Origin of the sequence: Streptomyces sp. NPDC058697, assembly GCF_042715345.1 — a bacterium.
In the GTDB taxonomy this organism is placed as follows: Bacteria; Actinomycetota; Actinomycetes; order Streptomycetales; family Streptomycetaceae; genus Streptomyces; species Streptomyces liliifuscus.
On the sequence record NZ_JBHXSU010000002.1, the window covers coordinates 753004 to 778922 of the forward strand.

The 25919-nt window shown below is 71.0% G+C and carries 21 protein-coding genes; 7 read left to right on the forward strand and 14 right to left on the reverse strand.

The window, feature by feature from the left end; translation table 11 throughout:
- Positions 1 to 71 precede the first annotated feature (71 nt).
- Both ACFWXQ_RS07880 and ACFWXQ_RS07885 read left to right on the forward strand, forming a co-directional pair.
- Positions 72 to 647, forward strand: a complete 576-nt coding sequence (locus tag ACFWXQ_RS07880) for a hypothetical protein (protein ID WP_383938143.1) — start codon at positions 72 to 74, stop codon at positions 645 to 647.
- Between the two features lie 11 nt (positions 648 to 658).
- Positions 659 to 1717, forward strand: a complete 1059-nt coding sequence (locus ACFWXQ_RS07885; protein WP_383938140.1) for a GAF domain-containing protein — start codon at positions 659 to 661, stop codon at positions 1715 to 1717.
- Positions 1718 to 1981: 264 nt separating this feature from the next.
- Here the strand turns inward: ACFWXQ_RS07885 and ACFWXQ_RS07890 are convergent, their stop codons facing one another.
- The 5 genes from ACFWXQ_RS07890 to ACFWXQ_RS07910 form a co-directional block, all read right to left on the reverse strand.
- A complete protein-coding gene (locus ACFWXQ_RS07890; RefSeq protein ID WP_383938137.1) occupies positions 1982 to 2893 on the reverse strand; it encodes a calcium-binding protein in 912 nt (303 codons plus the stop codon).
- A 148-nt stretch (positions 2894 to 3041) separates the two neighbouring features.
- Positions 3042 to 5717, reverse strand: a complete 2676-nt coding sequence (locus ACFWXQ_RS07895) for a LuxR C-terminal-related transcriptional regulator (protein ID WP_383938135.1) — start codon at positions 5715 to 5717, stop codon at positions 3042 to 3044.
- Between the two features lie 222 nt (positions 5718 to 5939).
- Positions 5940 to 6308, reverse strand: a complete 369-nt coding sequence (locus tag ACFWXQ_RS07900; RefSeq protein WP_383938133.1) for a peptidoglycan-binding protein — start codon at positions 6306 to 6308, stop codon at positions 5940 to 5942.
- Positions 6309 to 6602: 294 nt separating this feature from the next.
- A complete protein-coding gene (locus ACFWXQ_RS07905; protein ID WP_383938131.1) occupies positions 6603 to 6875 on the reverse strand; it encodes a hypothetical protein in 273 nt (90 codons plus the stop codon).
- Positions 6876 to 7099: 224 nt separating this feature from the next.
- Positions 7100 to 7993 carry a helix-turn-helix transcriptional regulator gene (locus ACFWXQ_RS07910; RefSeq protein ID WP_386267781.1) on the reverse strand — a complete coding sequence of 298 codons (894 nt, stop codon included), beginning with the start codon at positions 7991 to 7993 and terminating at the stop codon, positions 7100 to 7102.
- A 179-nt stretch (positions 7994 to 8172) separates the two neighbouring features.
- On the opposite strand from ACFWXQ_RS07910, the gene ACFWXQ_RS07915 reads away from it, so the two are divergent.
- From ACFWXQ_RS07915 to ACFWXQ_RS07925, 3 genes are all read left to right on the forward strand, one after another.
- A complete protein-coding gene (locus tag ACFWXQ_RS07915) occupies positions 8173 to 9207 on the forward strand; it encodes an alpha/beta hydrolase (RefSeq protein ID WP_386267782.1) in 1035 nt (344 codons plus the stop codon).
- A gap of 92 nt (positions 9208 to 9299) precedes the next feature.
- Positions 9300 to 10322: an ArsR/SmtB family transcription factor gene (locus ACFWXQ_RS07920; RefSeq protein ID WP_383954576.1), complete on the forward strand. Its 1023-nt coding sequence runs from the start codon at positions 9300 to 9302 to the stop codon at positions 10320 to 10322.
- Positions 10323 to 10560: 238 nt separating this feature from the next.
- The gene (locus ACFWXQ_RS07925; RefSeq protein WP_383954578.1) at positions 10561 to 11085 is read left to right on the forward strand and encodes a hypothetical protein; all 525 of its coding nucleotides are present in this window, start codon (positions 10561 to 10563) and stop codon (positions 11083 to 11085) included.
- 94 nt (positions 11086 to 11179) lie between these two features.
- Here the strand turns inward: ACFWXQ_RS07925 and ACFWXQ_RS07930 are convergent, their stop codons facing one another.
- Genes ACFWXQ_RS07930 through ACFWXQ_RS07945 form a run of 4 tightly spaced genes read right to left on the reverse strand, consistent with a single transcriptional unit; the run spans position 11180 to position 15928 of the window.
- The gene (locus tag ACFWXQ_RS07930) at positions 11180 to 12580 is read right to left on the reverse strand and encodes an acyl-CoA reductase (RefSeq protein ID WP_383954580.1); all 1401 of its coding nucleotides are present in this window, start codon (positions 12578 to 12580) and stop codon (positions 11180 to 11182) included.
- Positions 12580 to 13920 carry a hypothetical protein gene (locus ACFWXQ_RS07935; protein WP_383954582.1) on the reverse strand — a complete coding sequence of 447 codons (1341 nt, stop codon included), beginning with the start codon at positions 13918 to 13920 and terminating at the stop codon, positions 12580 to 12582. Before ACFWXQ_RS07935 ends, ACFWXQ_RS07930 begins: the two co-directional genes overlap by 1 nt.
- A 10-nt stretch (positions 13921 to 13930) precedes the next feature.
- A complete protein-coding gene (locus ACFWXQ_RS07940; protein ID WP_383954584.1) occupies positions 13931 to 14644 on the reverse strand; it encodes an ABC transporter ATP-binding protein in 714 nt (237 codons plus the stop codon).
- A 45-nt stretch (positions 14645 to 14689) separates the two neighbouring features.
- The gene (locus ACFWXQ_RS07945) at positions 14690 to 15928 is read right to left on the reverse strand and encodes an ABC transporter substrate-binding protein (protein WP_383954586.1); all 1239 of its coding nucleotides are present in this window, start codon (positions 15926 to 15928) and stop codon (positions 14690 to 14692) included.
- Between the two features lie 188 nt (positions 15929 to 16116).
- Here ACFWXQ_RS07945 and ACFWXQ_RS07950 point away from each other — a divergent pair, with 188 nt between their 5' ends.
- Positions 16117 to 18888 carry an ATP-binding cassette domain-containing protein gene (locus tag ACFWXQ_RS07950; RefSeq protein WP_383954588.1) on the forward strand — a complete coding sequence of 924 codons (2772 nt, stop codon included), beginning with the start codon at positions 16117 to 16119 and terminating at the stop codon, positions 18886 to 18888.
- A 67-nt stretch (positions 18889 to 18955) separates the two neighbouring features.
- On the opposite strand, the gene ACFWXQ_RS07955 is transcribed toward ACFWXQ_RS07950, so the two are convergent.
- The 5 genes from ACFWXQ_RS07955 to fabG form a co-directional block, all read right to left on the reverse strand.
- Positions 18956 to 19750, reverse strand: coding sequence for an SDR family NAD(P)-dependent oxidoreductase (locus ACFWXQ_RS07955; protein WP_383955752.1), 795 nt, complete (start codon positions 19748 to 19750; stop codon positions 18956 to 18958).
- Between the two features lie 16 nt (positions 19751 to 19766).
- The gene (locus ACFWXQ_RS07960; RefSeq protein ID WP_383955749.1) at positions 19767 to 20975 is read right to left on the reverse strand and encodes an acetyl-CoA acetyltransferase; all 1209 of its coding nucleotides are present in this window, start codon (positions 20973 to 20975) and stop codon (positions 19767 to 19769) included.
- Positions 20972 to 22411 (reverse strand): OB-fold domain-containing protein, encoded by a 1440-nt coding sequence (locus ACFWXQ_RS07965; RefSeq protein ID WP_383955746.1) that lies wholly within the window; start codon positions 22409 to 22411, stop codon positions 20972 to 20974. The genes ACFWXQ_RS07960 and ACFWXQ_RS07965 overlap by 4 nt, the downstream gene beginning before the upstream one ends.
- Positions 22411 to 23670: an acetyl-CoA C-acetyltransferase gene (locus ACFWXQ_RS07970; RefSeq protein WP_383955743.1), complete on the reverse strand. Its 1260-nt coding sequence runs from the start codon at positions 23668 to 23670 to the stop codon at positions 22411 to 22413. The genes ACFWXQ_RS07965 and ACFWXQ_RS07970 overlap by 1 nt, the downstream gene beginning before the upstream one ends.
- A gap of 75 nt (positions 23671 to 23745) precedes the next feature.
- Positions 23746 to 24492 carry a 3-oxoacyl-ACP reductase FabG gene (fabG, locus tag ACFWXQ_RS07975; RefSeq protein ID WP_383955740.1) on the reverse strand — a complete coding sequence of 249 codons (747 nt, stop codon included), beginning with the start codon at positions 24490 to 24492 and terminating at the stop codon, positions 23746 to 23748.
- A 103-nt stretch (positions 24493 to 24595) separates the two neighbouring features.
- Between fabG and ACFWXQ_RS07980 the strand changes: the two genes are divergently transcribed.
- Positions 24596 to 25813 (forward strand): acyl-CoA dehydrogenase family protein, encoded by a 1218-nt coding sequence (locus tag ACFWXQ_RS07980; protein WP_383955737.1) that lies wholly within the window; start codon positions 24596 to 24598, stop codon positions 25811 to 25813.
- Positions 25814 to 25919 lie beyond the last annotated feature (106 nt).

The following is a 25919-nucleotide window of genomic DNA, read 5'->3' on the forward strand; positions in this document are numbered from 1 at the left end:
CCCATCGGGGGTGGGCTCGGTGCTCCGCCCGCCGGCAGAAGACGCCGGAGGGACGGCGAATGAGGTGCCCTGTGCGCGCAGTCGTATGGCCGATCGCGCTGTCCGCCATCGGGGCGGTGACACTCGCCGGCTGGATCGCGGCCCAGCCCGATGCCGAACGGGCGTCGGCGGGCCCGGTTCACGTGGCCGCCGCCGGGGGCGGGAGCCTGGCATGGGTACTGATGGGGGCAGTACTCATCACACTGCGCCCGCGCAACGTGCTGGGGTGGCTGCTCCTGGCCCTGGGGACGTTCGCGGCGTGGCAGGTCGGGCTCGCCGCCTACGGTGGGTACGGAGTTGTCGTGGCGCGGCCTTCGTGGCCGGGGGCCGACCTGGCCGCGGCGGCGGGCAGCGTGCAGTTCGTTCCGGCGGTGTTCGCCACATCGACCGTGGTGCCGGCCTTCTACCCGAACGGACGCCTGGTGAGCCGCTCATGGCGCCGGCCGGTCGCTGCGGCGGGAACGGCGATCACGCTGATGATCCTCGCAATGCCCTTCGCTCCGGACGCGTGGGACGAGATCGCCCCGGGTCATGCTCCTCCCGTCTCCCCTCCCCTGGCCGCCCCCCTCCCCAGGCGCTGCCCATCGCCCTTCCTCCGCACGTACTGACCGTGCTCCTGATGGGTGTGTGCCTGCCGTTGACGGCTCTGTCGGCGATCGCGATCTGGGTGGGTGTTCTCAGGCGACTGGTGCGTGCCACTTCGCCCGAGCGCCAGCAACTCGCCTGGTTCGTCTGCGCCGCAGGGCCGCTGTTGGCCATCCTCTGCCTCGGCGCGCCCGCGCCCGTCGTCGCCGTGAGCCTCTGTCTGGTGCCTGTGGTGGTGACGGTTGGGGTGTTGCGCTACCGGCTGCCCGGCATTACGGCCCTGATGCGCCGCGGGCTCGTGTTCGGATCGTTGACGGCCCTGGTGATCGCCATCCATCCGGTGGCGGCCAACACGATCGGTGCGGTCCCGGGCCCGAGTTGGCTACCCGGAGTCCTTGCCGCCGCTGTGGTGGCCATCGGACTCGCCCCGGCCCGCGAACGCCTGCGGCGGACCGTGGACCGGTGGATTCTCGGCTCCAGCCACGATCCGCTGCGCGCGCTCTCCGGCCTCGGCGACCGATCGGCCGACGCGGACGGGGCCGACGACGCGGACGAACACGGTCTCCTGCCCGCCGCGCTCGACGCCGTGATGCGAACACTCCACGCTCCCGCGATCCGCGTGACCGCGTCCGACGGTACGGTCCTCGCTGCTCTGGGACCCGTCGGGAGCCCGGGGTGTCCGGTGGAACTACGCCTGGCCGGACGCACCCTGGGCACCATGACGGTCGCCGACCGAACCCCTGGCGAACCGTACGATCGCGACGACATGCGTCTGCTGGGAGCGCTTGCCCAGCAAGTCGCCGTTGTCGTACGGGCCCACGAACTCACCGCCATCGTCGCGGCGCAACGTGACCACCTCGTCGATGCCACCCGGACCGAACGCGATCGGATACGCGAAGACCTCCGGAACGGACTCGGCCCGTCCCTCGCCGACATGGGACTCGGACTGCAGGCCGCGCTCGACGGCCTGGCCCGGGGCGACACCGAGGCCGTCGGCCCCCTGCTGACCCGCACCCTCGACGAAGTCACCGCCGCGGTAGGTGAGATACGGCGCATCATCGACAGCCTGCGTGTGTGTTCCCGGCATGCGTGATGCCATCGGCGTCGGGCGCCGATGGCATCACCGGTGAAGCGGGTAGTCGCTACAGGCAGCGGTCGCGACACCGAGTCAGCCGGGCCGCACCGGCGCCGATGCCCGAAAGCACGACCATGCTCGGGCCGAATGCCGTGGCGAGGGCGACACAGCCGACTGTCTTTCTTCCCGTATGGATCATGTTCGCAGCCACTGGATCATCCTCCAGCTGCGAGAAGTGGCTCTGGATCGCGCCAGCAGAGCAGGAGTGGGGCCTGCCCGGGCTCACGCTTCGCAGAAGCTCTTGGGGTCGCCGACGTCGGCGGTGCAGGTGTCCGTGTCGGCGCCCCCGTCGAGGGAGTCGTTGCCGAAGATGTTGTCCACGCCGTTGAGGTTGTCGTTCCCGGGGCCGCCGATGAGGGTGTCGGCGCCGACGCTGCCGCCGGTCTGGACGAGGTCGCCGTGGAGCGTGTCGTTCCCCGCGCCGCCGACCAGCCGGTCGCTGCCCCCGAAGCCGAGCATGCTGTCGTTCAACGCGCTCCCGGTGATCGTGTCACCGAACTGGCTGCCGTAGATGGCCTCCACATCGGTGAGGACGTTGTCGCCCTCCCCGCCGACTCCGTCGTCGGCGGCGTTGTCGAAATCGACGACGACGCCCGCGGTGCTCTCCAGGTAGGTGACGATGTCGAACCCGCCCCCGCCGCGGAGCGTGTCGGCGCCGGGCCCGCCGACGAGGAGGTCGCTCACGGGGCCGCCGTTCACGGTGTCGTTGCCTGCCCCACCGTTGAGGACGTTGGTGTTGCCCTGGGTGGAGCCGCCGTTGATGGTGTCGCCGCCCGCATCCCCGTTCAGTTCCCCACGGACGGCGGCGGTCTTGGTGATGGTGTCGTTGCCGTCCCCCGCGTTGACCACGACCGAGGCACGTATGAGATCGATCGTGCAGGCCACCGAGCCGTTGATCTGGACCGCGCAACCGGTGCCTGCCGTCAGAGTGTCGGCGGTGTCCTGGATGACGACGAAGCTCCCCGACAAACTGACGGTGATGTTGTTCGCGCGGCCCGACGCCGCGTTCACGACCACGTTGTCCCCGCTCCTGAAGACTCCGGTGGCCGCGTTCGCCGATCCTCCGGTCAGGGTTACCGCGGAACCTGCCATCGCGGCGACCACCATGACCCGTAACAGCGCGTTTCTGCCCATCGACTGCCCCTCCGTTGTGTTTTCCGCGACCGCCGTGCGGTTGCGGGCCGGCACTCTCCTGAGCCCATGGCCGGCCTTTCCATGACTGAGCGTGCCGGTGCCGCGGTGGGATGGCGTGAGTAGTCGGTACTCAACCGCCGGTCGCGGTCTACGACCGGCCGTGCTGGTGATCGGGACGTGGGACGGGTGTTGGTGTCCTCAGGGTCTGGGCCAGTTCGCGCCGGGTGGTGACGCCGAGTTTGGCGTAGGCGTGGTGGAGGTGGTTGTCGACGGTGCGCACCGACAGGGCGAGGGCGTCGGCGATGTCCTTGCTGGCGTTGCCGAGCGCGGCGAGCAGGGCTATCTCGCGTTCGCGGTCGGTGAGCGGAGCGGTGGACTGGGCGGTGGTCAGCAGGGGTGTGCAGGCGCCTTCGCAGCGGGCGGGGGCCGCGGCGGCCCGGTGGGCGGCCGCCGAGGCACGGCGGGCCTGGTGTGCCCGGCGCCAGGCGGCAGCGGCTGCGGTGGCCGCCTCGGCGGCGAGCAACTCCGCGCCGACGGCCTGGCAGGCGTCGGCGGCCTGGAGTAGCTGGTCGGGGTCGTCGGCTGCCAGTGCGGCCGCCAGCTGGGCCCGGGCGGGGGCGAGTGCCCCGTCGCAGCTCTGCGCGAGTGCGGTCAGCCTGTCCGTGACGTCCTTCGCTCCGCCGAGACGGGCCACATCGGTCAACAGCAGTGCCTCGCCGGTGACGTGGCCGGTCGAGCGGGCGACAAGGGCGGCGGCGGTGAGCACGGACCGTGCCCGGCCCAGGTGTCCGCGGGCGGCCAACAGCCAGGCCTCACCCAGGCGTTCCTCCCCTACGGACAGCAGGCCCGGTGCCAGCGGCGGCAGGGTGCGGTGTTCGGCCAGCGACGCTTCGGCCGCGTCCAGGTCTCCCAGCACGGCCGCACAGGCGGTGAGGCCGCCGAGCACCGGGCGCAGGGCCATGGTGTGGTCGAAGGAACGGGCCAGGGCGGCGGCCTCGGCCCACCAGCGGCGGGCGGTCGCCGGGCGGCCGGCCAGCCACTCCGTACGGCCGAGGAAGACCGCCAGCCAGACCCGTACGACGGAGTCGGCGGCGACCAGTTCGGCGTAGGTGCGCTCGCCCTCGCGGCGGGCCTCGGCGGGGCGGCCGGCTTCGGTGAGAGCGAGGACGAGCGGGATGCGCTGGACGGCGGGATGGGAGACGAGGGCGTGTTCGTCGACCTTCCGGTGGCCTGCGTGGGCGCGCTCCGCCCAGGTCGCGGCCTCGCCGGTGCGGCCCACCAGTGCCAGCGCGAAGGGCTTCATCCAGGCGCCTCGCAGCCAGACGTCGACGTCTGGGGCGTCAACGACGTCGGTCTCCACGTCGTCCAGCAGGGCCAGCCCCTGGGCCGGCAGGCCGGCGGCTGTCCGCATGAAGCCCTCGTTGATCCTCAGCTTGCGGCGGCCCTCGGGGCTGGTGATCCGGTCCAGGGCGGCGTCGTTGACCGCAAGTGCCGCGGTGAGGGGGGCATTGCTCCACAGCAGGTTCATCGTCCGGACCAGCACGACCGCCAGTTTGTCCTGCTCACCGACGGCCACGGCGTCGGCCTGGGCGATCGCCGCCTCGGCCTGATCCCAGCGGCCCATCTCGAAGAAGGCGTGGCCGAGCATCAGGCCGGTGGCTGTGGTGCGGTGCTTCTCGGGCAGGGCTTCCAGGAGAGCGACGGTCTGGGGGTAGTCGTGCGCGTGGCGGGACAGTACGGCGGCCTGCGTGAGAAGGGTGGGGTCGGCGGTGCCGGTGGCGGCCAGCCGCCAGGTGGCGATGTGCAGCAGGTCGCCGCGGCGGCGGGCACCGCGGGCCTCGACGCGTGCGGCCTGGTCGAGGAGCAGGGCCCGGCGTCGCAGGACCGGGAGACCGGCCCGCAGTACCTCGCCGTACAGCGGATGGGCCAGGGACACGGCGGTGCGCCGCCGGTCCTGGGTGACGCGGACCAGTCCGGCCTGTTCCAGGGCGGCCATCACCTGCGGCGGGGCCAGGACTTCGGCATCGGCCAGGGACAGTGGCTCGCACAGTGCCAGCAGTTCGAGTACGGGGCGTCCGGCGGAGTCGGCGGTGGCCAGCCGGCTGCCGATCACCTCGGTCAGCCGCGCGGTGGCCGGCAGTCTGCCCTCGGCCAGATGCCAGATCTCCCCGTCCTCGGTCAGATCCCCGGCAGTCAGGGCGCCCAGGACGAGTTCGCGTAAGTACAGCACGTTGCCGCCGCTGGCAGCCGACAGCTCGTGCAGGCTGCGCCGGGCGACGGCTCCGCCGAGCGCGGCCTGGAGCAACTCCTCGATCTGCCCCGGGTTCAGCACGGTCAGGTCGACCCGGTGCACCGCGTCTCCGCCCCGCAGCGCCGTGATGGCCTTCCCGTACGGTTCGCCGCTGCGGACGGTGCCGATCAGCAGGAGCACGCCGGTGTCCATCAGTTGCCGCAGCAGCACCGCCGAGGCCGAGTCCAGCAGATGCATGTCGTCGACCAGCAGCGCCCATCTTCGCCGTCCCTGCCCGGCGGCCAGCCGCTCGGCCACCGCGGCGAACCCGGCCACCGGGTCCGACAGATCCACCCCCGCGGGCAGCAGGTGCGCGATCGCTCCCAGCGGCACCGCACCTGCGGCGGCGCTCGCCGTGGCCCGGCCCACCCGGAAACCCGCCGCCGAGGCCCGGCCCAGACACTCCTCGGCCAGCCGGGACTTGCCCACCCCGGCCGGCCCTCCCACCACGAACCCCCGGCACTCCCGGTCCACCAGCGCCGCGGCGAAGGAGTCCAACTCCCCCTCGCGGCCCACCAACGGCCAACGACCCACCCAACCCCGCACCACGGCTCCCCCTGGCAGGGCACAGCACGCGAACACCCCCGACGGGCACCCCCGGACGCGCTCCACCCACTCAGCACGTGCACGATCCGCATGACGCCAAGTGAGTCTAGGAACGCCCGGCGGAGCGGGCCAACCGGCTCTCCGGCACTTCTTCGAGTTGGTCTACGTGGTCGACGTGGTTGCCTTGTCCACGAGGGGACCCATGTCCCCCTAACCCCATTCGGTATAGCCGTTCACATGCTCGAAGCAGCTGATCGTCTTGGGCCCCGCTATTCCGTCCGCACCTCCCGCACACCAGGAGTACTGCTGGGAGCCCTGGATCCGTGTGGTCCAGTCCCTGGTACGGGGACCGTAGATGCCGTCGACGGTGAGCACCTGGCCGTAGCGCCTGTTGATCTGCCTCTGCCACGACGTCACGCAGAAGTCGGTCATGCCGGGCGAGAGGTTGTACTCGGGCACCAGGTAGTGACCGCTCCCGGGGATGAGTGGATTGTCGTAGCTCGTGATGTAACACGTGCCGGGAGAGGCCTCGGCCGGAGCGGCGACGAGGAGCGAGGCTGCGGCCAGTGCGGCCGTCATGCACGATGCGGCAATTCGCCGGGCGTGGATCATAGGTGTGTGTCCTCCGTTGCTCGTCCGCCACTGCGGCTGCGGCGGCGGAGGTGCAGGGCAATTGACCAGTACTCCCGAAACGCCCAACTCCCCTTGTCCCAGGGGGCTTTGCGACTTCGAGCGATGGAGAGTACTACGCTCGGCCATAGGCGTCGTCAGGCGGGAGCGGCCCGGGAAGAACGCCTCGGATCTGACCATGCCTGGCGATCACCGACGTGTGGTCACCCGCCCTCGGGCAGGTGACCACTGGACAGCAGCCAACTACTCCGGCTGTGTCACGGTCAGCGCCCACCGAAGGGACTCCGTGGAAGCGTCGACGGCCACGGAGAAGGATCCCGGACGAACCACGCCGGCCTCCATGGTCACCGAGCCCACCCCGGCAGTCCCTGCCGGACAGTCAACCGAGAACGCGGCAACCCCCACCTGCTGCGACTCCATCGTCACCCGCACGCTGCCGCCGCCCTCGCAGGCCACGGTGAGGACGGTCGGCAGCTCCTCCCATGCGCCGCCCGACACGACGCCACCGTCTCCCACGCGTTCCTCCACCCACACCAAGCCCTCCGGGCCGGGGTGGGGCAACAAGACATCGGCCGACGCAGCAGCAGGCCCCGCCACCACACCGGTAAGCCATAACGCCGCCAGCGCCGTCGCAGCCAGCGCTTTCCTCGTCCGTCTCATGTTCGCTCCTACTTGATTCGTCATGGACACCACAGTCTGCCGCGGCGTGTGACCGCACACATGAGTTCCCGTACTCAAGGTCACCGCGGCGTGGTCGTCCTCCGTGGCGGTACGGACGGCGGGTCCGTCGGTGTCCATTGCAGGAGGAAGCGCAGTGCTTCCTGGGACGTGGAGTCGGTTGCGGTGTAGGCCACCAGCAGCTGGTCGGGGTGGGTGTCGACGGAGAACTGCTGGACGTCGAGGGTCACGGTGCCCGCGACGGGGTGGTGGTAGGTCTTGGTGAGCTGCCTCGGTCCGCGCACCTGGTGGCCGGCCCACCAGGTGCGGAAGTCCGCGTCGTTGACGCTGAGTTCACCGACCAGGGCGGTCAGGGCCAGGTCGTCGGGGCGGCGGCCCGCCTCCATCCGGAGGACGGCGACGCACTCGCGTGCGGCGCGTGGCCAGTCCGCGTACAAGGACCGGAAGGCGTGGTCGAGGAAGGTCAGCCGGATCAGGTTGCGCTCGGCCGGCGGCAGCGTGCCGAAATCGGTCAGCAGGGCGACCGCTCCCCGGTTCCAGGCCAGCACGTCCATGCGCCGGTGCAGCACCATCGCGGGAACGTCGTGCATGCCCTCCAGCAGGCTCCGCAGCCGTGGGGCGACCTCCGGGCGACCCGACGGCCGCGGGCGGGCGCCGGGGCTCACATCGGCCAGGGTGAACAGGTAGGAACGTTCGTCCGGTGCGAGCTGCAGCGCGTCGGCGAGCGCGTCCAGGACCGGACGGGAGACCCGGCGGGTCCGGCCCTGTTCCAGCCGGACGACGTAGTCCACGCTCACGTGAGCGAGCTGGGCCAGCTCCTCCCGGCGCAGCCCCGGGACGCGGCGCAGCCGCCCGTCGTCCGGGAGGCCGATGCTGTGCGGGTCGAGGGCCGCCCGGCGGGCGCGCAGAAAACCGCCCAGCTCGTTGGCGTCGGAAGGGTTCCCTGGGTCTTCCATGACTCCAGTGTCCGCAAGATTGCGGCCGCGTGCCTGGTACTGGTCTGCATAGGCAGCACCGTCCCTGGCACCTGCTGCCGGGCGGCGTGACGGTGGTGGACGCGGCCGACGGATTCTGGGCGGCCGCCGGAGCCCGCCACCGATGCGAGCCCGCCCCTGTACAGCTGGAGACAACGATCATGACGACAGACATCACAAGGACAGACGTCACGAGGACAGACGTCACCTTCCTCAGCGCCGGCCTGACGCTCGCCGGCCACCTCTACACCCCCGGAGACATCCCCGCAGACACGCCCTCGGGCGAGGCCTCCGCGCCGCGCCCCGCGATCGTCGTGGGACATCCCGGCAGCGGTGTGAAGGAGCAGGCCGCCGGACTGTACGCGCGGCGCCTCGCCGAGCAGGGCTTCGTCACCCTCGCGTACGACGCCGCCTTTCAGGGTGAGAGCGAGGGCACCCCGCGTGGCCTGGAGGACCCGGCCCACCGGGTCGAGGACATCAAGGCCGCGGTGTCGTACCTGGCCACTCGCGAGGAGGTCGACGCCGACCGAATCGGGGCTCTGGGTATCTGCGCCTCCGGCGGGTATGTGCTGTCCGCCGCCGCCTCCGACCACCGCGTCAAGGCGGTCGGCACGGTCAGTGCCGTCGACATCGCCCGCCAGTTCCGGCTGGGTGCCGACGGCACGCAGGATCCCGCCGTCATCCAGGGCATGCTCGACGCGGCCTCGGCCGCGCGTACCGGCGAAGCTCTCGGTGAGGGCGTCCAGAGCTTCCAGCTCTTCCCCGACACCGCCGAGCAGGCCCTCGCCCTCGGCGGCCGGCATGCCGCCGAGGGCTTCGAGTACTACTGCACGGACCGCGCCCAGCACCCGCGCTCGGCGAAGTTCCTGACCTGGTCCAGCGTCGACCGGATGGTCACCTTCGATGCCTTCGGCTTCGTCGGCCTGATCTCGCCGCGCCCCCTGCTGATGATCGTCGGACGTGAAGCGGTGACCTCCTGGATGAGCGTCGAGGCGTTCCAGAAGGCCCGCGGCCCGAAGCAACTCCACTGGATCGACGGCGCGAGCCACGTCGACCTGTACGACAAGGACGAGTACGTCACGCCCGCCATCACCGAGCTGGCCGGCTTCTTCCACACCCGGCTGGCCCCGACGCCCCGGAGCGGCGCCCGTTCCGGGGACCGCACACGGCCGACCGGGCCGGCAGGACCCAGGTGACCGAATGTGCCCCCTTGCCCGGACAGTTGGGCTCCATCACTGTCGTTGCGCACTGCCGTTCACCTGATGACCGCCCACCGTCGGAGATCCCCATGCTGCGGGTGCACTTCACGCCCGACGACATCGCACGCGTACGTGTCGCCGCCGCCCCCGACCCCCTGTGGGAGATCGTGAACAGCTTCCAGGCGCTGATCAGGGAGGAGAACGCCCTGGCGTTCGGCGATTGGCGGCGGATCGTACGGCCACGGCTGGGTCCGACGGACGGGCTGCTCGCCGCGCTGCTGCCGCCCCACGGGTACTTCCCTGACTTCCTCACTCCCGACCTGGGCGGCTCCCTCGGGCTGGAGGACGCTGTCGACACCGTGCTCGGCACGCCCCGGGCCGGCCTGCGTGGCGATCTGGCCAGACTCGTCGCCTCCCCGGCCCGGCCGAGAACGCTGCCGGCCGAGGCCCGTGCCCTCGCCGAGGGCACCCTTGAGGCCCTGCAGCGGCTGGGCGCCGCGCTGCACGGGTACCACCGGCGGGCGCTCGCCGCCTTCTGGCCGCACATCCGGGCGCAGGTGGACGCCGACCGTGCCGTACGCGCCCGGGCGGTGCTGGGAGGCGGGACCGACGGGCTCCTGGCGAGCCTCAGGCCCGTACTGCGCTGGCAGCCCCCCGTGCTGGAGGCCGACTATCCCGTCGACCACGAACTGCGGCTCGATGGAAGGGGGTTACTGCTGCAACCGTCCTTCTTCTGCTCCCGACGCCCCGTCACTCTCGCCGTACCACTCCCCGACCGCACGCCGGTCCTGGTCTACCCGATCCAGCACACGCTCGGCTGGGCCCTGACGCCCGGCGGCACAGGCCGTGGCACGGGACCGGGCGCGGGACTTGGCGCGCTGCTGGGCCGTACCCGGGCCGCCATCCTGCAGGACGTCGTGACCGGGCGTACGACCGGTGAACTCGCGGAGCGGCTCGGCATTTCCGGTGCTGCGGTGAGTCAGCACACGGCCGTGCTGCGGCAGGCCGGACTGCTGCTGAGCGTGCGCCGCAGCAAACATGTGCTGCACACGATCACTCCCGCGGGGCTCGTCCTCCTCGACGGTGCGCCGAACCCGCCATTCGACTACTGACCCCGCCCCATGAGCCAGACGCCTGGCCCCTCCCCCTGACACCTGACACCTGGCCCCCGGCCCCCGGCCCCCGGCCCCCGGCCCCTGGCCCCTGGCCCCTGAGTGGCGGCTTCCGTTTAAGCCACCGCTTCAACGTGTGGCGGCGACACGGCGGCCGGAGACAGCCTGGCTCCACGAACGGGGTCACACCGCCACCGGGTGCCTCGTATGTCGCGTCCCGAACAGGGGGATCAACCGAATGCGCAGAACCCGTAGCGTGCACGGAGTGCGTGGCAGGCGCTCCATCCTCGGCCTCATCGGTGCCTTGGCTCTGATGCTGGCCGCTGTCTTCACCGCCGGCCCGGCCCAGGCAGCCGTCGCCTCGGACGACGGTGCGGCCGGCCGGGTCCTGACCGCGCCGCCGGCACCGCAGGACGCACAGTCGGCGTCGACCCGGTCAGCGGCCGCGGACTCTCCGAGTGTCTCGCCGTCCGCCAGGTCCATCCACATGGCACCCGGCACCACGTTCACCTGCCCCAGCGGAAACCTCTGCACCGAGGTCTGGGATCCCACCACGAACAGCTGGGAGATCTTCTTCCTCTACACCTGCAACCGCTACTACACGTCGTACTGGAACGGCGTCGGCTACTACTACGACTTCCAGACCGGAGGCGTCACCTCGTACCTCTACGGCCAGAGCGGCAACGTCCTCCACTCCTTCAGGCCCGACTCGGCCCTGCACACCTACACCTGGACCCCAGTCTGGAGCATCCGCAACTGCTGAGCACGGATACGCGATGACGTCCGCCCCGGCACCGCACTCAGGAGAGTGCCGCGCCGGGGCGGACGTATCGGAACCGGAACCTTCCGCCGACCAGCTACTCGTCGTTCACCCAACGCATGAGCCGCTGCAGCGGATAGAAGCCGTCGTGGGAGAGACCGGGTGGCATACGGCCCGCCTTCCCGAGCGACACCACGCGCTGCACACCCGCGCAGGCGAGGGCATCGCGCAGTTCCGGCTTGCGGGTGTCGGGGTACACACCGACCGTCTGGGTGGCGACTCCGGCGTGCGTGACGGCGTCGGTGAGCGCGGCGACCGGGACGACGTTGACGATCTTTCCGTCCGGGTGGAAGTCGACCGGTTCCGGTGAGCGGATGACGAGGCCTCGGCCGTCGTACGCGCCCCACACGCGGTACTCCGGTGCGAGGGACCGCAGTACGTCGATCTCCTCGCGGAGTTCCCCGGCGACCCGTGGGCCGTCGGCCGAGCTGAACTCCCGGGCGACGCCGAGGCGTTCGCACAGCAGCTCGGCGTAGCGGTCGGCGTCCTGCTCGGAGCCCTCGACGAACTGGAAGCGACTGGCCACGCACGCCTGCTGGTTGAAGAACGTGGCGTCCGAGGCGGCCGCCTCCGCTGCCTGTCGCAGAGTCTCCTCGGAGGCGAAGGCCTCGCGGCCGATCACCGAGATGGAGGTCTTGGGATCGAAGGAGACGAGTTCGAAGCCGGGGCCGACATACTTCAGGGCTCCGCGGATCGTGGACTCACCGCCCCAGGCGACCAGTTTGTCGAAGAACTGCGGGCGGAACAGCACGCTCTCGGCCGTCTCGTCGCCGCCCCTCCAGTACACCGCGGAGAACGAGCGCACCACGGGGTGACCGGGTGCCACCGCGGCCATCGTGCGCAGGATCGCGGTCGCGGTGAACAGGTCGTTCGAGGGCAGCTTCAGGAGGTTGACGCCCTTGGTGAGGGCGCCGCGTACGACGGACATGGCCGCCACGCCGGGCGCGTTGCCCGCGATGATGTGCACCAGGCGCGGCGGGAAGGCGCGCGTGGCGGCGATCCGGCCCTCGGGCAGCCGCACCTCGCGCCAGCCGTCGAGCACGTCCGCTCCGCCGAGTTCGTGGTCGATCTGGGCGTGCAGGCCGGCCCGCTGGAAGCTGCGCCACAGCACGGCGTAGGCGCGTTCGAGCACCTCGGCGGGGAGCGGGCTGATCCGGACCATACGGTCCAGCGCTTCGGCGAGCAGGCCCTCCCGGTCGGCCTTCAGTGCTTCGCCGGTCTCCACCAGCAGGTCGACGATCTCCGCGCTGGGCACGTCGAAGGCGGGTCCGGATTCGGTGCGGGGCCACACGAGGCGGTCCAGGTCCAGTGCTGGTGCCGTGAAGGCGGAGTCTCCGCGACCGTGACCGACGGGCGGGGCCTGGTCCACCTCGCCCCGTACGACGTGCACCACCTCCGTCCGGACCGAGGGCTCGTCCTGCAGCGTCGTACCGCTCATCAGTGGATCATTCCCCTCACATAGGAGTCGAGTGTCGCCGCGCAGGTGATCTTGTCGTCGCCGCCAAGGTCTCCGTAGCGCTGGATGTCCGGCAGGACGGCCGGGCCGGACCGGCCGCAGGCGCACGGTGAGAAGTCCACGAAGACCCGGTCGCCGCTGATCAGTCCGCCCCAGCGGCCTTCCAGGGAGACGTCCAGGAAGGCGAACCGCCCTTCCACGACGCCGAGTTCAGGGTTCAGCAACTTTTCGCCGGCCTGGTCGAGCACCAGCGGGATCACCCAAGGGGGCACGTGGTAGTTGCCCTTCTCGCAGGCGAGGCAGGAGCCCTGAAGCTCCGTCATGCCGTAGCTGCGTACCCGCCGTACGCCCTGGTAGAAGGCGGCGAACTGCTGCTGGTAGTCGTCGGGCAGCGCACGGCCCTTGTTGCCGCCGCCGCTGAGCACCAGCGTGTCCGGGTGGAGTCCGCCGTCGGGTACGCCTCGGGCGCGCAGGGCCTGGATCAGGGTGAACTGCTGGTTGTTCATGCCGGCGATCAGCAACGGCTCGTCGCGGTGGGCGGCGATGTCGTCGACGATCCGGGTCATGGCCGCGCCCAGTTCCTCCTCCCGTGAGCCGGAGGCGGACTCGAAGGAGCTGATCTCCTGCGGGGTCGCGACACCCTCCGCCATCCGCCGGCGCAGCAGCGCGCTGCTCATCAGCTCGGACACCCGCATCGGGTCCTCGGTCAGCAGCCGGGTCTCGCCGGGCAGCGCGAAGACGTCCGCGTGCCAGCGGAAGCCGTCGATGGACCGCATCGGTCCGCTCGCCGGAGCGAGCAGGTAGCCGCGGCGGACGGGATCCGGTGGCAGGGGGTCGGGCCAGCAGGTGAGGTTCTCCAGGATGTCGTGCAGGAACCGGAGGTCGGTGCCGTCGCAGTTGAGGAAGGAGACCTTCCCGGACGTCCCGCTGGTGATGTAGGGGCGGTGGCCGGCGGCGGTGATGCGTTCGGTCCACTCGTCGATGTCGCGTACGCCGTCGACGTCGACCTCGTCCGGTTCGACCACCGACACGGTCGAGTACCAGCGCAGCAGCCGGTCCCAGCGGCCGGCGGTGATGAAGGAAACGGGGTACGACTTGTAGCTGGTGTGCGAGAAGAGGAGGGGTACGAGGTCGTCGAGACCGGTGACTTCGCGTACGCCGGTCTCCGCCGCCCGGGTGCGCAGCAGCGGGATGCGCTCGCGGTGGGCGGCGAAGGCCTCCCGCGCGGCCTCCAGTTGCAGTCCCGCCATGTCTTCGGCGGGTTGGTCGAAGGTGTCTCCGGACCTGACCAGGGATCGGATCTGCTCGCGTGCGCTTGCCACAGCACCTGCCTCAATCGGTTGTCACAGTTGCCTGGTGCGCGAGGTAGGACGACTCGATCTCGTCCAGGTTCGCGCGCAGTTCCTTCGGTGTCCCGGTCATGACGATCCGGCCGCGGCGCAGCACGTACACGCGGTCGGCGATGTCCAGCACCTTGCGTACGTGCTGTTCGACCAGAAGTGCGCCGAGCCCGCGGTCGGCCGCCTCGCGCACGGCGCGCAGGAGGCGGTCGACCACGAGCGGGGCGAGACCGAGGGAGAGTTCGTCGGCGAGGAGCAGCTTGGGCGTGCGGCACAGGGCCCGTGCGAGCGACAGCATCTGCTGCTCGCCGCCCGACAGCATTCCGGCACCGGTCCTGAGCCGCTTCTCTAGCTCAGGGAAGAGCGCGAGGGCCTGGTCCGTCGTCACCCGGCCCACGCGCAGGTTGTCGGCGGTGTCGAGACGGGTGAAGACCGCCCGCTCACCGACGTAGGCCAGCCCCTCGCGGGCGCGGCGGTGCAGTGGTGCCTGGCCGGTGCCGCCCAGCCAGCGCACCTCGCCGCTCATCGGGGCCAGTTCGCCCGACAGCACCCGGAGGGTCGTGCTCTTGCCCGCGCCGTTGGGCCCGAACAGGGCGACGACCTCACCGGGGCGGACCTCAAGGTCGAGGTCGCGCAGTACGGGCACGGTGCCGTAGCCGGCGGACAGTGCGCGGGCTTCGATCAGGGGCTGTCCCGTGTCGTGCACGGACGTTCTCCTTCCTCGGGCTCCAGGGCTCTCGTACGCCGGAGGTCAGCCGGCCGAGCCGCCCGTCAGCACCTTCCGGACGTCGATGAAGGTCGACCCGGACTTGGCCCACTCGATCTTCCCGTCGCGCATGGTCAGTTCGGTGGCGGTGGTGTTGTGGATGCGGTTCAGGCCCTTGATCGGCAGGGCGGTCGACTCCGCCCAGGTCAGCGGTGGGGTCAGGCCGCCGGTGTCGATGCCCTTCGTGGTGTTGAGCTCCTCCACCAGGGCCTTGGACGAGATCGTCGGCAGCTTCTTGGCGGCTTCGGTGAAGACCTTGAACGCCACCCAGGCCGTCGCGTTGGCGCCGTTGGACGTGTCGAGTCCGTCACCCTTGGTGGCTTCGACGAAGTCCTTCCAGGCCGGGTCGGAGGTCGGCGGGTAGTAGCCGGTGATCGCGGCGCCGTTCAGCGGGCTGCCCGCGCCACCGGTGCTCTCGGCGAGTTCCGGGGTGAGGTTGCCGACGACGCTGCCCAGCTCGGTCTTGGCGCCGGACTGCACGTACGACTTCACGAACAGGTCCGAGTGCGTGCCCAGGATGACGCTCACGCAGTCGGTGCCCTTGGTCGCCGCGGCGACCTGCGGGGCGAGGTCCGTGGCGGTGAGCGGCACCTTGAGGTCCTTGGGCGGCGCTCCTCCGGCCGCGGTCACGCCGAGCGCGAGGAACTTCGAGACGGTGTCGGCGGCGGCGACGTCGTACCGGACGCCGGAGATCTTCTTGCAGCCCTCGTCCACCAGTTGCTTGCCGTGTGCGGCGAACACCACGGGGGTGCCGCCGTTGACCGGGAAGGACATCGGGCTGGAGAACTCGGCGGCCGAGACGCCCGTCCCGCCGAGGTAGGGGATGCCGGCCTTCTCCAGGATCGGCATGTAGCGGTCTCCGGCGAGGCTGTACGAGCCGACGACCGCGACCACCTTCTCGGCGACGGCCTTCTGGGCGCAGTTCTCGGCCTCGTCGGCGTCGTTCTTCTCGTTGCAGGTGAGGACCTTCAGCGGGCCCCCCTTGATCCCGCCGTTGTCGTTGATCCACTTCTCGTACGCCTGGGCCGTCTGCCGGACACCGGGCTGGGCGCTGCCCTGGGTGTTCTCCGGTGCCCAGACCATCACCTTGACCGTGGCGCCCTTGAGCGAGGACGTGTCGGACGAGCTGCTGGAGGCCTCTCCCCCACATCCGGCGGCCAGTAGGGCTCCGGTCACGGCGAGACAGCTCGCTGTGGCACTTCTGCGTCGTCGTGAGTCGTTCATGGTCCCTCCGCGGGGCTCGCGCCCGTCATGGGCGACGTCGAGATGCCGACAGCATGGAGGGTGGCGTTTGTTTAGTGAAGTACTCTCGGCACAATTATTTAAATAAATACGCTGTCTGGTCTTGTCGGGCGAACCGGCGTTCGCTACTCATGGAGCTCTGAGAAGTAAGGCCCTGGGAGGTTCTTCACGTGGACGACATCCTGCGTTTCGCACTGCTCGGCCTGGGGCTCGGTGCGCTCTACGCGCTCACCGCGCACGGCATCGTGCTGGTCTACCGGGGCTCCGGCGTCCTGAACTTCGCGCACGGCGCGATCGGGATGGCCGGCGCCTATGTGCAGTGGGAGCTGGCCGTCAACCACGGCGTGCCGTACTGGCCCGCCGTCGCCTGCGGGGTGCTCGGGTCCACCGTGCTGGGCGTGCTCACCCATCTGCTGGTGATCCGGCCGCTGCGCAGGGCGTCCTCGCTGGCACGCCTGGTCGGCACCCTGGCGGTGTTCATCGTGCTCACCGCCGTCGCGGTCAAGCGCTACGGCGACAGTGTGCAGTTGGTGCCGGCCAAGCTGCCGTCCGGGCTCGTGGAGATCGCCGGCGCGACGGTCTCCGAGGACCGGATCTGGCTGCTCGGCATCGCCGTCGTCGTCACCGCCGCCCTGCACGCCCTCTACAAGCGCACCCTGTTCGGCCTGGGCACGACCGCGGTCGCGGAGAACCAGGGCGCGGCCGCCTCGCTCGGCTGGTCCGCGGACCTGATCGCCGCCGCCAACTGGGGACTCGGCTCGGCCCTCGCGGGCCTGACGGGCATCCTGATCGTGCCGGTCATCGGCCTGTCGGTGACCGGCCTGACCACCCTGTTGCTGAGCGCGCTGGCCGCCGCACTGGTCGGCAGGTTCTCGTCGTTCCCCGTCACTCTGGCGGGCGGCCTGGTCATCGGGGTCGTGCAGTCCGAACTGACCCGCTTCGGATCCGACGTCACAGGGCTCGCCGCGTCGGTGCCCTTCCTCGTCATCGCCCTGATGCTGGTCGCCCGCGGCCGGGCCCTGCCGCTGCGCGGCACGTTCCTTGAGCGGCTGCCGGCCCTGGGCAACGGAAGGGTACGCCCGGTGCCGCTGGCGCTCGCCTTCGTGACCGGACTCCTGCTGATCGGGCTGTCCTCGCCGCTGTGGGCCGACGCGATCACCAACACCCTGGTGCTCTCGCTGATCATCCTGTCGATCATCGTGGTCACCGGGTACGCGGGACAGGTCTCCCTCGCGGCGTACGCCCTGGCCGGGACCGGCGCCTTCATCGCCGGGCACGCGGCGGCCGACTGGGGCTGGCCCTTCGAACTCGCCCTGCTCGCAGGCGTGTTGGGCACCGTGCCGATCGGTCTGCTCTTCGCTCTTCCTGCCGTCCGCACCCGCGGGGTCAACCTCGCGATCATCACGCTCGGGCTCGGCACCACGCTGGAGACGATGGTCTTCCAGAACACCGACCTGTCCACGACACCGGGCAGCGACGGCATCGCGGTGGGCAAGCAGACGCTCTTCGGGATCGACATCTCCGGCGTCGACCACCCACAGCGGTACGCGGTCGTCGTCCTGGTGATGTTCGTGGGCGCCACCCTCGTGGTCGCCAACGTCCGGCGCAGCAGAACCGGCCGTCGGCTCATCGCGGTACGGGCGAACGAGCGGGCCGCCGCGGCCCTCGGCATCGACGTCCGCGCGGCCAAGCTCTACGCCTTCGGGCTGTCCGCGGCCATCGCCGCGCTCGCCGGAGTGCTCACCGGCTTCCGCTCGACCTCGGTGGTCTTCGCCGACTTCGCGAGCTTCGACTCCATCACCGCACTCGGGCTCGCGGTCATCGGCGGCGTCGGCTTCCTCGTCGGACCGCTCTTCGCGGCCACCTTCGCCGCGGGCACGGTCGGCGCCCGCTTCGGAGACCTGGTCCTGCCCGGGCTCAGCGAGTGGATGCCACTGATCGGCGGGATCATCCTGGTGCTGACCCTGGTGGGCAACCAGGACGGCATCGGCCGGGAGGTCGGCAAGCAGACGGCGGCAGCCGAACGCCGACTGCTCTCGAAGCGAGGCCCTAAGCACGCCGGCGCCGCACAGGACGCGGGAGCGGGAGCAGCAGAGGGAACGACACAGGACGACGAGTCGGCCGCACCGGACGCACGCCCCGCAGCCCCCTCGCAGGCCTCGCACCGCACGCCCGGACTGCCCCTGCGTGTGCGAGACCTGACCGTCCGGTACGGCGGGGTCGTCGCCGTGGACGGCCTGTCCTTCGACATCGAGCCGGGCCGGGTCGTGGGTCTCATCGGCCCCAACGGAGCGGGCAAGACCTCCGCCATCGACGCCGTCACCGGCTTCACCCGGGCGGCGTCCGGAAGCGTCCGCCTCGGAGACCAGGACGTGACCCGCCTGCCGGTGCACCGACGGGCCGGATCCGGGCTGAGCCGGTCCTTCCAGTCGCTGGAACTGTTCGAGGACATGAGCGTCGTGGACAACCTCTACGCCGCTTGCGACCGCCCCGGACCGTGGGCGTACCTCAAGGACCTGGTGCGCCCCGGCAGCCGCCCGCTGCCCGCCCATGTACTCGTCGCCATAAGGGAGTTCGGGCTGGAGGCCGCCCTGGACCGGCCGGTGGGCGATCTGTCGTACGGCGAGCGGCGGCTGCTGGCCATCGCCCGCGCGGTGGCGACCTCGCCGTCCGTCCTGCTGCTCGACGAACCGGCCGCAGGACTGTCGGACGACGAGTCCCGGGAGCTGGCCCATCTGGTCCGGCGGCTCGCCGAGGACTGGGGCATGGGCGTGCTGCTCGTGGAGCACGACGTCGACATGGTCATGAGCGTCTGCGACGAGGTCGTCGTCCTCGACTTCGGCCGCCGAATCTGCGTCGGCACACCGGAGGAGGTCCGCGGCGACCCGGCGGTCCGGGCGGCGTACTTGGGCGACCTATCACCGGAGGAGGTCGCCCCTTGAGGGGCGCGGGGAACTGCGCGACAAGCCCCCACCGGCCCGCAGACAACGAACCGCACCCCAAGCGGAGCTACGCGTCCCGCAGGTCCGCAACGTACGGCTGGTGGGCCAGCAGCCCGCCGTCCACGCGCAGGGTGTGCCCGGTGATGAAGGCGGACTCCTCGGAGGCAAGGAAAACGACCGCGGAAGCGACATCCTCCGGCTCGCCAAGACGCGGCGTGAGGTGATGACGGAGCATCGCCTCACGGATCGCACCGTGCGCCGAGCCGGAACTGGCCGGCGTGACGATGAACCCCGGCGCGATGGCGTTGCAGCGCACCCCCTGCTTGCCGTACTGGGTGGCGACGTACTGCGTGAGGTTGATGAGCGCAGCCTTCGAGGCACCGTACGCGGGATTGCGCAGGTCGCCCGCGAGCCCGGCTCCGGACGAGGTGTTGATGATCGAGCCGCCGCCGCGCGCGACCATGTGCGGGACCGCGGTCTGGATGGCGACCATGGTCCCGCGGAGGTTGATGCGCATCGTCTCGTCCCAGACCGCGGGGTCGGCCTCCACGACGGCGAGGTCCTTGCGTGCGGCCAGGTGGGTGGCCGCCGCGTTGTTGTGCAGGACGTCGAGTCCGCCGTACGTCCGAATCGCCGCGTCCACCATGGCCCGTACGCTCTCGATGTCGCCGAGGTCGACCGGGACCGCGGTCGCGGAACCTCCGGCGGCACGGATCTCCTCCGTGACCGCCTTGGCGCCGTCGAGGTTCAGGTCGGCCACGAGCGTGTGCGCGCCCTCGGCCGCCACGCGACGGGCGGTGGCGGCGCCGATGCCGGACGCGGCTCCCGTGACAATCGCGATCTTGTCGTCCAGTCGTCCCATGACCGAACCGCCTTTCTCAATCGGTGAGTTGGTTTCCGACCACCGACACGAAGGAGACGCATTCGCCCGGTCCGCCGCCCAGGTTGTGCGTGAGGGCGAGCGAACGCCCCTCCGCCAACGTGCGGACCGCCCGCTCCGGCGGGGTCTCGCCCCGCAGCTGGAGCCAGGCCTCGAACATCATGCGCAGGCCCGACGCGCCGATGGGGTGGCCGAAGGCCTTGAGTCCCCCGTCCGGGTTGACCGGCAGTGAGCCGTCCAGGTCGAACGCCCCGCTGGTGACGTCCTTCCATGCCTGGCCGCGCTCGGCGAAGCCCAGGTCCTCCATCAGCACCAGTTCGGTGGGCGTGAAGCAGTCGTGGACCTCGGCGAGCGCGATCTCGGCGCGTGGATCGGTGACTCCGGCCTGCCGGTACGCCTCCTGGGCGGACGCGACGACCTCGGGGAAGGTGGTGAAGTCGTACTCCGGATCGAGCAGCCCGTCCGCCGGACCGGCGACGAAGGACAGCGCCTTCACGAAGACGGGCTTGTCGGTGTACTTGTAGGCGTCCTCGGCCCGTACGACGATCGCGGCGGCCGAGCCGTCGGACACCCCCGAGCAGTCGAACACCCCGAGCATGCCCGCGACGATCGGCGCCGACCTGATGCGCTCCAGCGGCACCTCCTTGCGGTACTGGGCGCGGGAGTTGCGGGCGCCGTTGACGTGGTTCTTCCAGGCGATGCGGGTGATGACGTCCTTCAACTCCTCTTCCGACAGGCCGTACTTGGCGGCGTAGGCGGGGGCGAGGAGGGAGAAGTTCGCGGGGGCGGTGATCTCTCCGCGGCTGTCGTCGCCCGCGCCCGGCATGGTGGTGCCCGAGAGCCCGGACATGCCGGAGTCCTTGAGTTTCTCCACGCCGACCGCCATGGCCACGTCGTACGCGCCGGAGGCGACGGCATAACAGGCGTTGCGCAGCGCCTCGGAGCCGGTGGCGCACATGTTCTCCAGGCGGGTGACCGGCTTGTACTGCAGGTGCAGCGGCCTGCTGAGGGTCAGCCCGGAGACGCCGGACGCCTGGGTGCCGAGCCAGAACGCGTCGATGTCGTCGAGGGTGATGCCGGCCGAGGTGACGGCCTCGCCGACGGCGTCGATCAGCAGATCGTCGGCCGAGCGGGTCCAGTGTTCGCCGAAGGTCGTGCAGCCCATGCCGACGATCGCGACCCGGTCCCGGATTCCGTGCGAGCTCATCCGTCTGTCCCCTCGGTCTCGCCCGTGCGCACCGGCCGGGCCTTCCAGAAGTAGTTGTGGACGCCGGACGCGGTGACCGTGCGCCGGAACGTCATCTCCACCCGGGCGCCGATGACGGCGTCGGCCTCGGTGGCGTCGGTGAGCTGGCAGCGGAACCGGCCGCCGCCGTCGTAGTCGACGACCACGACGAGCATCGGCGGACTCGGCGTGTGGGCCAGGCGGTCCACGGTGAAGGTGGCGACCGTGCCGCGCACATGCTCCATCGGCTCGTCGGTCATGGCGTCGACACTCCGGCAGCTCGCGCAGACCCGGTCCGGCGGCAGATGCCGGGTGCCGCACTTCTCGCACCGGGAGGCTACGAAGCCGTACTTCCAGCCGCCCCGGCGGTACGCGGGCGGGGCGTAGGGCGGCTCGGGGTCCGGCCGGCGTGGCGGCTCCCGGTCGAGGAGACCGCGCCAGGAGAGGTACGTGGCGTACGGCACCGGGGCGCTGCCCGCGGCGATCTGGGCGGCGACCGGGCGGACGCCGCGGTGGGTGGTCAGCGCCTCGGTGGTGCGCAGCAGGAGGACGCCGGCGCCGTCACCGAGAACGACCAGCGCGATGGTCTCGCCGGGGCGGGCGCGGTCGAGGACATCGGCCAGGAGCAGGCCGGGCTGGGCGGTGCCCGCGTTGCCGATCGCCCCGGTGAGGTCCGGGGTCACCGCCTCGGGGCGTACACCTGCCGTGCGCCGCACGGTCGCGCAGGCCCGCGCGTGCAGTCCGGAGACCACGAAGTGGTCGATCGCGGCGATGTCCAGGCCCGCCTGGTCGAGTGCGGCGACGAGCGCCTTGCCGGCCAGGGTCACGTAGATCTCCTCGGCGAAGCGCTCCTCCCAGACGCGGGAGGTGGGCGATCCTGGCAGCCGCCAGCGTTCGAGGATCTCGTCGCTCACGGTGTCGTGGGCGAGCAGTTCCGCGATGACGGGCGCCCCGTTGCGGTGGCCGCCGAAGACGAAGGCGGCCGCGCCGTCGCCGCCCGCGATCTCGTCGCTGCCGCCGGGCAGTCCGGTGCGCAGGTCGGAGAGGACCGTCAGGGTCGGGACCGGTGAGCGGGCGGCGGTGACCAGTGCGCCGAGGCCGGAGCGTACGGAGCCGGCCATGTCGGCGGCGAGGACGTGCTCGTCGAGGCCGAGCGCGGCGTGCACGGCGGTCGCGTTCGTCTTGTCGAGGTAGGCGGGCGCGGCGGTGGCGAGGAAGAGCTGGCCGATGCGGGGGCGGAGGCCGTCGAGGGCCAGGGCTCCGCGGGCCGCCTCGACGGCCATGGACGTGGTGTCCTCGTCGTAGCCCGCGACCGCCCGGGTTCCCTTGCCCGCCTTGGTGCCCAGTACCGCGGCGACATCCGTTCGCGCCAGGCGGTGGTACGGCACGTACGCGCCATATGCGATCAGTCCGGCCATCAGCGTCCTCCAGGAGCGTTGAGCGCGTTGTGTGCGTGCGTCGGCCGTTCGAAGACCGCGGCCAGGCCCTGTCCGCCGCCGAGGCACATGGTCTCCAGGCCGTAGCGGGCCTGGCGGCGGTCCAGTTCGCGCAGCAGGGTGGCGAGGATGCGGCCGCCGGTGGCTCCGACGGGGTGGCCCAGCGAGATGCCTGAGCCGTTGACGTTGAACCGGTCGAAGTCGGCCTCGGTCAGGGCCCATTCGCGGGTGCAGGCGAGGACCTGGGCGGCGAAGGCCTCATTGAGTTCGATCAGGTCCATGTCGGCGAGCTTCAGCCCCGCCCGTTCCAGCGCCCTGGCCGTGGCGGGCACCGGTCCGATGCCCATCGTCTCGGGCGGCACGCCCACGACGGCCCAGGAGACCAGGCGGCCCAGCGGACGCAGGCCCAGTTCGGCCGCGCGCTCGGGATGGGTGACGACACAGATCGAGGCGCCGTCGTTCTGCCCGCTGGCGTTCCCGGCGGTGACGGTCGCCTCGGGGTCCTGGCGGCCGAGTACGGGACGCAGCGAGGCCAGCTTCTCCAACGACGAGTCGGGGCGCGGGTGTTCGTCGGTGTCGACGACCGTCTCGCCCTTCCGGGTGCGTACGGTGACGGGCACGATCTCGTCGGCGAACCGGCCCTCCCGCTGGGCCGCGACGGCCTTTTCGTGCGAGCGCTGGGCGAGTCGGTCCTGCTCCTCACGCGAGATGTCGTACGCGCGCCGCAGGTTCTCGGCGGTCTCCAACATGCCTCCGGGGACAGGGTGGTTGACGCCTCCGGACGTGACCCGGCCACGGGCCAGCCGGTCGTGCAGCGTGGTGCCCGCGCCGCGTACTCCCCAGCGCACATCGGTGGTGTAGAACTCGGCCTGGCTCATGGACTCGACGCCACCGGCCAGCACCAGATCGCTCGCGCCGGTCTGCACCTGCATCGCCGCGGTGATGACCGCCTGCAGTCCGGAGCCGCAGCGGCGGTCGACCTGGAGCCCCGGCACCTCCACGGGCAGGCCCGCGTCCAGGGCGGCCACGCGGCCGATGGCCGGGGCCTCGCCGTTGGGGTAGCACTGGCCCAGCAGGACGTCGTCCACGGCTGCGGGCGGTACGCCGGTGCGTTCCAGCACGGCGCGTACGACCGTGGCCGCGAGCTCGGCCGCCGTCACGTCGCGGAAGACGCCTCCGTAACCACCGACCGGGGTACGCAGGGGTTCGCAGATCACCGCGTCACGCAAGAGGGCGGGCATCCGTCGTGCCTTTCATGAGGGGTACGGGGCAGGAGCGGGGCGGGGCAGGGCAGGAGGGGCACGGAGTGGACGGGGTCACATGTACCGCCCGCCGGTCACCTCGACCACGGCTCCGGTGATGTAGCTCGCCATGTCGGAGGCCAGGAAGAGGACGACCTGGGCGACCTCGGCGGGTTCGCCCGCGCGGGCCATGGGGATCTCGGCGAGTTTCGCGTCCCAGGCGGCCTGGGGCATCGCCTCGGTCATCGCGGTGCGGATCAGACCGGGCTGCACGGCGTTGACGCGGATGCCGGCCCGGGCCAGTTCCTTGGCGGACGCCTTGGTGAGGCCGACGAGCCCGGCCTTGGCGGCGCTGTAGTTGGTCTGCCCGAAGTTGCCGACCTTGCCGGCGATGGAGGAGATGTTGACGATGCTGCCGCCCTGTCCGTGGGCGCGCATGGCCTCGGCGGCGTACCGGGTGCCGTTCCAGGCTCCGGTGAGGTGGACGTCGACCACGGCGCGGAAGTCGGCGAGGGCCATCTTGCGCAGGGTCGCGTCACGGGTGATCCCGGCGTTGTTGACCATGACGCCGACCGGTCCGAACACGTCGGTGCCATGGGCGACGAGGGCGGCCACCTCGTCCTCGTCGGTGACGTCGCAGCGCAGCGAGGTGGCGGCCACGCCGTCCTTGGCGAGGCGTTCGGCGGCCTGCGCCGCGGCGTCCTCGTCGATGTCGCCGATGACGACGGACGCGCCCGCCCCGCCGAGCACGCCGGCGATCTCGAAGCCGATGCCCTGTGCGCCGCCGGTGATCACGGCGTTCCGGCCGTCCAGCAGTCCCATGTCAGCCCGCCCTGGCTCGTCGCTATTCCTCTTAAATAGATAACCTATTACACTGAAACAATCAATACCGCGATGGGGCGGCCGAGCGCAGGAGGCACTGCAGGTGGACATCACCTATCCCCCGGAGACCGAGGCGTTCCGCACCGAGGTCAAGGCGTTCCTCGCCGACGCCCTGCCCACCGGCTGGAAGGGCATCGGCGCCCTCGACGAGGAGGCCGCCTGGGCCTTCGCCCGCGACTGGCGCCGACGGCTCGCCGAGCGCGGTTTTCTCTCGCTTGCCTGGCCCGAGGAGTTCGGCGGCCGCGGCCTGTCCAAGCTCCACCAGGTCGTCCTGATGGAGGAACTGGCCCTGGCGGGTGTGCCGTTCGGTCTGCCGCAGGACACCTTCGGCGTGAAGATGCTGGCGAACACGCTGCTGCGCTGGGGTACGGAGGACCAGAAGCGTCACTTCCTGCCGCGCATCCTCAGCGGCGAGGACACCTGGTGCCAGGGCTACTCGGAGCCGGACGCGGGCTCGGACCTCGCCTCCCTCAGGACGCGCGCGGTGCGTGACGGCGGGGAGTGGGTGATCGACGGGCAGAAGGTGTGGACCTCCGGCGCCCACCACAGCGACTGGATCTTCGTCCTGGCCCGCACCGACCCCGACGCCTCCAAGCACCGCGGCATCTCGTTCCTCCTGGTGCCGCTCGACCAACCCGGTGTCGAGGTACGGCCGTTCCGGATGATGAGCGGGCAGCTCCACTTCAACGAGGTCTTCTTCAACGGCGCCCGCACCCGCGCCGACCTCGTCGTGGGCGGCGTCGACAACGGCTGGACGGTCGCGCAGAGTCTGCTGGGCGTTGAGCGCGGGGAGGAGGCGGCGACCAATCCGATCCTCTTCCGGGCGGAGGTCGAACGCCTCGTCGAGCTGGCCCGCCTGTACGGGAGGGACCAGGACCCGGTCATCCGGCAGCGGATCGCCTGGTGCTGGTCCAAGGTCGAGATCATGCGGTTTCTCGGCTACCGGATCCTCACCGGGTGGCTCAAGGGCGCCGAAGCCGGGCCCGAGACGTCGATCGCCAAGCTGTACTGGAGCGAGTACCACACCAAGGTCACCGACCTGGCGATGGACATCATGGGCCTGCACGGTCAGGTTCCGGTGGGGCGGGCGCCCCTGCGTACGTACCGTGCCGACGATCCCGGCGCCGCGAACTCCTCGGCTTCCTGGTCCACGACGTATCTGATCGCCCGCTCCGGCACGATCTACGCCGGGACGTCTCAGGTACAGCGGAACATCCTCGCGGAAAAGGTACTGGGACTCCCGCGCGAGCCAAGGGCTTGATTTCGCCCCCGCCGCCCCTACCCATTCCCGTCCCTTACTCGGGGGCCAGCCCCCGAACCCCCGCTCCTCAAACGCCGGAGGGGCTGGGGGTGGGGGCTGTTGGGGG